This window comes from Pseudanabaena sp. SR411 (assembly GCF_002251945.1).
In the GTDB taxonomy this organism is placed as follows: Bacteria; Cyanobacteriota; Cyanobacteriia; order Pseudanabaenales; family Pseudanabaenaceae; genus Pseudanabaena.
This window is the reverse complement of record NZ_NDHW01000131.1, coordinates 1-8,742: the sequence shown is the minus strand read 5'-3', so window position 1 is coordinate 8,742 and position 8,742 is coordinate 1. Positions and strand designations below refer to the sequence as shown.

The window sequence follows — 8,742 nt, the reverse complement described above, 5'->3', positions numbered from 1 at the left end:
AAATCGGTTTTTTGAAAGCCCACCTACGGCGGGCTTTCAAAAAACCGATCTTTATAATGAGAATTGCTGATGCAGACTATAGAAAATGTCGGAATTAGGTCGCTCCAAGGTAAGCTTAGATACTATGCTTAAATATTAAGCACAAAAAAAGCTCAAATATTAAAGATTAAAAATTAGGGTTCACTTAAAACCCTTTCAAGCAATTTATAAAGAAATGTCTGGAAGTAAAGTTGATGTAGGGCTAGGTCTATGAAGTGGGTTACTAGTCTTTCGACAAAAATATCTTTGGAAGCTGCGGTGCAGGATCTGTCACAGCAAATATTTGCTTTACTTGGCGATCGATCGCTTGACTTGGGCTTCTTGTTTGTTTCCACTGCTTTTGCTAGTGACTATCCGCGTTTGTTACCATTGCTAGCGGAAAAATTGCCGATCCGAAAATTAATTGGCTGCTCTGGTGGGGGAATTGTAGGCAATGGTCAGGAGTTTGAAGATAAACCTGCGATCGCCTTACTTGTAGGTCACTTACCTAATGCTGAGGCGAAAGTATTTCACCTTGATGATAATCAGTTGCCAGATCTTGATAGTCCACCTGATCGTTGGGAAAAGTTAACGGATGTTGACCCCGTAGTTTCACCTAGCTTTGTGTTGGTTGGTGATCCGTTCTCATTTCCGATTAATGACTTAATTCAAGGGCTAGATTTTGCCTATCCCAATGCGGTTAAAGTTGGGGGATTGGCTAGCAGTGGTGGTATGGGTGCAAATGCCTTGTTTTGCTTCCACGAAGAAGGCAAATATAAACTTTACCGCACGGGGCTGTTAGGCGTAGCCTTGTGGGGTGATGTGACGATCGATCCTGTGGTTGCACAGGGTTGCCGACCCATTGGCAAAATTTTGCAAGTGTCTGAATGCGAACGTAATTTAATTTTGGGCTTGGAAGGAAAACCACCTTTGAGCTTATTGCAAGATACAGTGGGCGACTTAAACCCTAGCGATCGCGAACTCGCTCAGCATTCGCTATTTATTGGTGTGGTGATGAATGAGTTTAAAGCAAACCCATCACAGGGCGATTTCTTGATTCGCAATATTATTGGTGTTGATCCCCGATCTGGGGCGATCGCTGTGGGCGACAGGATGCGTCCTGGGCAGAGAATCCAACTACATTTACGGGATGGCAAAGCCTCGGCTGAAGATTTAGAGGAAGCTTTAATCAATTACACCAACCAGTTGAGTTTGGCGGCTCCTAATATTTCTCCTACAGCAGCTTTAATGTTCTCTTGTATGGGACGTGGAGAGAGACTATATGACAAACCAAACTTTGACTCGGAGATTCTGCAAAAGCATCTTGGCTTAATTCCCTTTGGCGGATTTTTCTGCTCTGGTGAAATTGGTCCTGTAGGAGGCACGACATTCCTACATGGTTATACTTCAGTATTTGGCATCCTGAGACAAAAGAACAAGTAAAAATAGAACGAGGTCGAAATTAGTATTGACATTTTTAGTCGCTACATCCCGTTGAGGTTTTGAGTAGCCCAGAGGAATTTATGAAATATCCGTGAAGCCAAGCTTTTATAAATTTCTCTGGGTTTTAATTCAGCGCAAAGCGCGATCGCCTAAGAATTCTATAGCAAACCAAATCCCCAGAAGCAAGTTGCGCCGCAACTCGCTTCTGGTTTTATGTCCTAAGAAAAACTTGCCATAGTTCTAATTTTGTTTTTCTGAAAATTGTAATAAACCCAAAAATTGAGATTAGCTCTGGTACAATCACTCTAAAATTTCCACTACTTCTCCATAGTTTTTAAGGTACAGGATTCAGAAGTATGCAGCTAATCAATGTAAAAAAATTACGTTCAATCAAGTTTATTACTAGCTTATATAATCTTCTATTCAAACCATTAAAAGCAGAAAAAGGGGATTACGATTATCTAAGATGGAATGGATTGATTGACTTAATGTGGAAAATAGGAGGGAATTCAACCCGTGCATTTTTAACCAAAAAATTTCTCAGCAGTTCTCCTCACTATCTTTACCCCAAAAATAAGTTCTATTTTCTTCCAGGAGAATACGAAGAGTTGCTCTCCCAACTTCGTCTTTCTCGTGCTGAGATCGCTAATGATGTTTTAGCAAAACTGATCAAACCTGATGACGAGGTACTAGAATTTGGTTGTGGACATGGCTTGATTGTTGGTGCAGTGGGTAAGTTTTGCAAACGTGCGGTTGGCGTAGATGTCAGTCAAGCAATCATCAGAGTTGCGGAAGAACTCAATCGTGATGTCAAAAATGTTTCATATGTTAGGAGTTCAGGACTAGATCTAAAGAACATTACTGATCAGTCATTAACTTTTGTTTATTCAATTGAATGTATTCAGCATATTGAGAAGGTACATGCTGTAACATTCTTCCATGAATTTTATCGTATCCTCAAACCAAATGGCAGGGCATTAATCCAGTTTCCAGACTTGACTCGCTCACATGAACTTGATGCATGGATGGAAGGCACTTGGAAAGTACAGTCAGAGCGCCCTTATTCTGAACTAACCATGATGAGGATACGTTATTACACGCCTGAAGAAATTAAGATTTTACTAACCCGTATTGGTTTTAGCGATGTCGTTTTTCTAGACCACAATCTCAATCCTGTAGAGCGCTCTTCGGTATACTTTTTAGCTACTCGCTAGACCCAAAAAAGGCGGCGCATTGTGCGCCGCCTTTTTTGGTTACTGACTAATTACAGTTTGTTTATTAAATGCAAATTGGTTAAGAATGCGATCGCAGATTTGACCACTGGATAGACCAAGAGAATTAAATGATTGCTCTGGTGAGGCATGTTCAACGAGAATATCGGGAACTCCGATACGGTAAACAGGAGCTAGCACATTCGCATCATTCATAGCTTCCAAGACAGCACTACCAAAACCGCCCATCAAGCAACCTTCTTCAAGGGTGACGACCTTACCAATTTTTTTGGCAAGCGGCAGAATTAGCTCCGTATCTAGTGGTTTGGCAAATCTGGCGTTAACGACCGTGGCGCTAATACCATGCTCGTTGAGGAGTTCCGCAACCTGTAGCGAAGGATAGACCATTGAGCCATAGGCGAGTAACAAAACATCCTTACCTTCGCGCAAGACTTCAGCTTTACCAATTGACAATGGCTCGATGTCCTCATCTTGCAATGGTGCGCCTACACCGTTACCGCGAGGATAACGCATGGCACTGGCTCCATTGTGAGTTAAACCAGTGACGATCATGTTCTGCATTTCGGCTTCATCCTTAGGAGCCATCAGCACCATGTTAGGAATGCAGCGAAGATAAGCGATGTCGTACATACCTTGGTGGGTAGGACCATCAGCACCAACGATACCTGCGCGATCGAGACAGAAGAAGACTGGCAAATTCTGGATACAGACATCATGGATGATCTGATCAAATCCGCGTTGCAAGAAGGTGGAATAGATCGCAGCAACAGGACGCATTCCTTCGCAAGCCATACCTGCGGCAACGGTGATCGCATGTTGCTCGGCAATACCAACATCAATAAATTGATTGGGTAATGCGGCTTGGAATTTGTCTAAACCTGTACCTGTGGACATGGCGGCGGTAATGGCAACGATGCGCTTATCATGCTCGGCAAGTTTAATCAGCGTATCCGCAAACACCTTGGAATAGCTAGGAGGCTTTGGCTTACTAGAGGTCGATGGCTTTGCTTTGCCTGTGGCGAGGTCAAAGGAATTTTGGGCATGATAGCCAACGCGATCGGCTTCAGCATAGCTGTAACCCTTGCCCTTAGTGGTGCTAACGTGAACCATGACGGGGCCAGTTAGTGTATGCGCCATCTTAAAGGTGTCGATCAGTTCCTTGAGATTGTGACCATCAACGGGACCAATGTAAGTAAAGCCAAGTTCTTCAAATACGGCTCCGACTTTATTTTGAACCATCGTTACAATCTTTAGATTGTCCTTGATGCGCTCAATCTCAGGGCTAATCTGTTCGCCAACAAAGGGAATATTGCGGATCTGGCCCTCTAGATTGTTGGTGATGAATTTCATCGGTGGGCTAAGGCGCATTTTATTCAGGTACTTAGGAATTGCGCCGACATTTGCCGAAATTGACATTTCATTGTCATTGAGGACAACTAATAAATTAGTTTTGGGAAGATGTCCTGCATGGTTGATTGCTTCGAGAGCCATCCCGCCTGTTAAGGAGCCGTCACCAATGATTGCCACAGTTTTATAATTTTCGCCTTGCAAATCACGGGCGATCGCCATACCCAGTGCTGCCGAAATACTGGTCGAAGCATGTCCTGCACCAAAATGATCAAATTCACTTTCGCGACGGTTGAGATAGCCTGCGATACCATCCTTTTGGCGCAAGGTATGGAAATTTTTATAACGACCTGTAATCAGTTTGTGGGGATAGGCTTGATGCCCCACATCCCACACAACTTTATCGCGATCTAAATCGAGGGTTTGATATAAAGCGAGAGTTAGTTCGACCACGCCTAGTCCAGGTCCTAGGTGTCCACCTGTGGCAGCGATCGTTTCTAAATGTTTTTGCCGAATTTCCTTTGCTATAGACTCCAATTGCGAGATCGTCAGACCATGCAATTGGTTAGGGTGGGTAACATCACTTAACCGCATATATACTTGTTTTTTATAAAATGGCTTCCTTTAGTTTAACTGAAGCGCACCCCTCAAACGTTCATCGCGATCGCAGTTCTTAAAGCTCAGTAACAAAAAAGAGGTGTTAAATACCTCTTTTTTGTTACTTGGAGAATAGTGACAGAACAGCTTGACGACATCCCATGCAGTCACAGCCTCGCTCACTAATTGCGCGATCACCTACGCGATCGCTGGTTAAGATATTAGTGCGATCATCACCAGACTGACGTTTAGACTCATTAATGTCATTATTTTTAGTAATTACAACTGATGATATGTAAGGATCACCATCTTGATTAGTGTTGATGCTTTGGTTCGTGTTTGCCTGTGCAGGATAGGCTGACAGCAAAAAAGAAGCCAATAATGCAGGGCTGGTGATAGCAGCTAATGATGATTTCTTCATAGAGGTTGGAATGTTGCAGCACATTCATTAGATTGCTGAAAATAGTAACATTTCTAGAAAAGCACAGCCATCCAAAACTTGATCTTGATTTTCTGATTTAGCGATCGCTATATACTAAGATTTACGCCCCTCAATTACCAATTTCTATTCATGCTTGCCGCCAGTCCCGATTTAGTAGCCCTAGCCCGATCGCAAATTATATTACTGACCCAAAGTTTGGGTGCAGTTGCTAGTGCTATCTATATCACCGAAAATGTGGCGGATGGGATGCCAACTAATCTAATTGAGGTTGCCGTATTTCCTGAAGATAGTTTGATGGCTCTGCCAGAAGCTTTTCCTGAAACTTTGCCAATGTTATCGATGGGAAGTGGTGGTTTAGTCAAACAACGTCGCTTTGTACTGCCATTGATTTATGAGGAGGCTATTTTAGGTTTTTTGATGACAGGAAGAGATGATCGCGACTGGCAGGAATATGAACAATCGCAAATTCAACAAATTGCCAATACTTTAGCGATCGCCTGTGCTTTAGATCGCCGCAATCAATGGTTAGTGGCTAATCAACAGCGCAACTATGAAGAGCAAAGCAATTTTTTTGCTTCTTTATTACATCAACTTCGCAATCCCCTGACTGCGATTCGTACTTTTGCTCAACTTTTATCACGGCGCATCGTTGAGTCAGATCCTAATCAAAAATTTGTCACGGGGATTTTACGCGAAACTCAGCATATTCAGGATCTACTTAGTGAAGCTGATCGTCCTGCGCCATTGCTACTACCGCAAGCCGAACAAGAAAAAGCCTTATTACCTGCGGCAACTATAGAGCTTGCACCTGTAGATCTAAACGGAATTTTGGAGGCGATCGCTAATTTTGCTAGTGCGATCGCTCAAGATCGCAATATTCAGTTTCTATCTAATATTCCATCTCATTTACCTAAAGTATTAGGTAATGAATCAGGGCTAAGAGAAGCGATCGGTAATTTGGTGGAGAATGCGCTTAAGTACACCCCTGAACGTGGCTATGTGCTGCTGGGTGCAGATGTGAAGCCTGATACAGTTTATATCTATGTTCAAGATACAGGTGTGGGAATTCCTGATGCTGATTTACCACGGCTATTTGAGCGCAGTTTTCGCGGCAGGCAAGCGGATGGCGATATTTCTGGCACGGGTTTAGGACTGGCGATCGCTAATGAATTGGTGCAGAAAATGGAAGGTAGTATTCATGTGATTAGTCAAGTAGGGAAGGGAAGTACTTTTGCCGTGACGCTCAAGAGATCGACATAAAACAAAAAAGCCCCGCATTGCGGGGCTTTTTTGTTTTATGTGTAACTTTAACTAATCCATTCAGGAATAGCTTCCTCTTTGGTGTTAGTGCGGCGCTCAAGGGTTTGACGCTCGAACTTCATGTGAATGGCACGATTTTGTTCGCCATCCGCAGCAACCGCAAAGATGGGATAGTCTTGGATACCATCTTGGAAAGAAGTATGGAATCGGAATGTGCCGTCAGCATTGAGCTTAATCGGACGACCACCAATGGTGACGGAAGCATCAGGCTCAGTTGCGCCATAGACAATCAATTCAGCATCAGCAACTAACCAGAATTGGCGAGGACGAATTGGAGCTTCGCTAGAGAAGAAACTATAGCTAGACATACCAATGCCAGAGTAGTTAATGCCGCTAGCACTGATTGCCCCTGCTGCCCCTGCAAATAAACCTGCACCAGAGGGGAAGACGTAGGAACTGAGGGACTCAGGAGCCATACCAATTCCCGACTCATGCTGCATAGAGCCATAGAGAGAGCCAGAGATTCTCTGAACTTCAGCTTCACGGGCTATATTGAAGATTTCGTCGTAGGAAGTATCGTTGCTGGTAGTAGCTGTTTCTTCGGGAGCAGGAGCAGCCTTCTTGGCTGGAGGAACCAGAGTGAAGAAGGTTTGACCTTTTAGAGTTTGATCCCAAGGTACAGTAATGAAGTTGTCCTCTACCCATTCCGATGGGAATACTGGAGGAACGTGAACTACTTTGGAACGGGTCAAGACTAACCAACGACCATCAGCACAACGGTAGCCAAGCTCGGCTACATAGTCGCGATCGCTAATCGGAATTGGTAAGTACCATTCGCGAGCAAGTTCATCGCTGTTGTATTCCTGTAAGTTATTGGGAGTTTGGTAATCCAAATTAACATCGGTGGCATCATATAAACGTAAAGCCAACTGCTGTCCACCTTGACGACGTAATTCTTCCTTTTGAGAATTAGGCACATCCCAATACACGTAAGCCCATTGGGGATCACGAGGTAATAGAACGATCCGACTTTCGCCATAACCACTTGGTAAATCACCAATACTTTGATCAATGGCAGCAAGCGATTCTAGGTTTTCTTCTGTTTCTTCACTACCCACATTAAACTTTGATGCTTCCACGATTTCTTGTGTCTCCGAGTTACTACTATCTGCTTGGATTGAGGCTGCACCTTGAGCCGTAAGAATAGTTTGAATATCAGCTAGGAGCTGAGATTTTCGCATTCGACTGTAACGAGAAATCTCTAGCTCTGCTGCTACTTTGCGAAGCTGACGCAAGGTCATTTCTTCTAGGGGAGGACGTTCCCTCGCCATACAATTAACCTCCAACTGCTTTTAATGATTGCTGCCTCAGTTGCACTGAACTGAGGTTTCGGTCTGTAGCTAAGTACATTCTGCCAAATTTTCGGAGAAGGTCAATGGCTGAAAGGGTTATCTTCTATTGGTTTAGACAAGTTTATTAAGGATTTTTAGTACAAATACTTAGCTAAAACCAAATACCTGTCATTGTTGTGGCGATCGCCTTGGCAAATTTAATAGGGGATCGCAATGTCATGATTTCATAACATTGCGATCCCCTCCTTTGGATACTAGGGGAGGTTGCCCGAAAAGCCATAAGATTAAAGGGACAACAAATATGTATTTTTATAAATATGAAGGCAAAATACGAGTCTTTATTTAAGTCTTTAAAAGTTTTAAAAGGTGCTTTACAAGGCTTATGTCGTTCGGCGATCGCTTTTACATTAGCTGCCCTAGTGGTACTTAGCGGTTTTACACCCGCAGCAAATGCGGCTCTGTTTGCTAAAAAGGGTGAAACGTTATCAACAAAAGAAATACAGACGCTTGTCAATGCAGGTTTGACAGGTAATTACATCGCTGATACAACCGATACGATCAAAACGTTGCGAGAAGCGATTAATCTCCCAGAAGATGCTGAAACCCGTGCTGCGGTCAAAACATCGGCAAGATATAAAATCAATGCCTATGTATCCCGTTATCGTGCTGATCGCGAAAAGAGTGGTTTGTACTCCTATACAACGATGCTGACCGCATTGAATACGCTGGCAGGATATTACAACGGCTCGATCAAGCGTGCAATACCTGCAAAGGTTCGCGATCGCCTATTACAAGAGTTTGATCGTGCAGAAACTGCGCTAACTCAAGGACGGTAATTTTATTTTTAGGAAACTGCACTGATCGCATTTTTTACATTGGCTGTAGGGGCGGGTTTTACTGATAACCCTGCGATGTATGGTCAAATTATCAACTAAACTCGCCCGTACTTTTATGTGTTATTTACAGCAATTACCGATCAAACGAACCACAGAATATTTTTGAAAGCGTTGCAAAGCAACGCTTTCAAAAATATTCTTGGTTTGGGTTTGAG

At 43.3% G+C, this 8,742-nt stretch carries 7 protein-coding genes; 4 read left to right on the top strand and 3 right to left on the bottom strand.

What is annotated here, in order from left to right; genetic code table 11:
• Positions 1-249 precede the first annotated feature (249 nt).
• Together B9G53_RS13735 and B9G53_RS13730 are read left to right on the top strand one after the other, a co-directional pair.
• Positions 250-1,461 (top strand): FIST N-terminal domain-containing protein, encoded by a 1,212-nt coding sequence (locus tag B9G53_RS13735; RefSeq protein WP_094533223.1) that lies wholly within the window; start codon positions 250-252, stop codon positions 1,459-1,461.
• Between the two features lie 356 nt (positions 1,462-1,817).
• Positions 1,818-2,675 carry a class I SAM-dependent methyltransferase gene (locus tag B9G53_RS13730; RefSeq protein ID WP_094533221.1) on the top strand — a complete coding sequence of 286 codons (858 nt, stop codon included), beginning with the start codon at positions 1,818-1,820 and terminating at the stop codon, positions 2,673-2,675.
• A gap of 39 nt (positions 2,676-2,714) precedes the next feature.
• On the opposite strand, the gene dxs is transcribed toward B9G53_RS13730, so the two are convergent.
• Together dxs and B9G53_RS13720 are read right to left on the bottom strand one after the other, a co-directional pair.
• Entirely contained in the window at positions 2,715-4,634 is a 1,920-nt protein-coding gene (dxs, locus tag B9G53_RS13725; RefSeq protein WP_094533219.1) for a 1-deoxy-D-xylulose-5-phosphate synthase, read from the bottom strand.
• A gap of 124 nt (positions 4,635-4,758) precedes the next feature.
• Positions 4,759-5,058, bottom strand: a complete 300-nt coding sequence (locus B9G53_RS13720) for a hypothetical protein (protein WP_094533217.1) — start codon at positions 5,056-5,058, stop codon at positions 4,759-4,761.
• 150 nt (positions 5,059-5,208) lie between these two features.
• On the opposite strand from B9G53_RS13720, the gene B9G53_RS13715 reads away from it, so the two are divergent.
• A complete protein-coding gene (locus B9G53_RS13715; protein ID WP_094533215.1) occupies positions 5,209-6,339 on the top strand; it encodes a cell wall metabolism sensor histidine kinase WalK in 1,131 nt (376 codons plus the stop codon).
• A gap of 47 nt (positions 6,340-6,386) precedes the next feature.
• On the opposite strand, the gene B9G53_RS13710 is transcribed toward B9G53_RS13715, so the two are convergent.
• Positions 6,387-7,670, bottom strand: coding sequence for a DUF4912 domain-containing protein (locus tag B9G53_RS13710; protein WP_094533213.1), 1,284 nt, complete (start codon positions 7,668-7,670; stop codon positions 6,387-6,389).
• A gap of 338 nt (positions 7,671-8,008) precedes the next feature.
• On the opposite strand from B9G53_RS13710, the gene B9G53_RS13705 reads away from it, so the two are divergent.
• A complete protein-coding gene (locus B9G53_RS13705) occupies positions 8,009-8,527 on the top strand; it encodes a hypothetical protein (RefSeq protein ID WP_094533211.1) in 519 nt (172 codons plus the stop codon).
• The last annotated feature ends 215 nt before the right edge of the window (positions 8,528-8,742 follow it).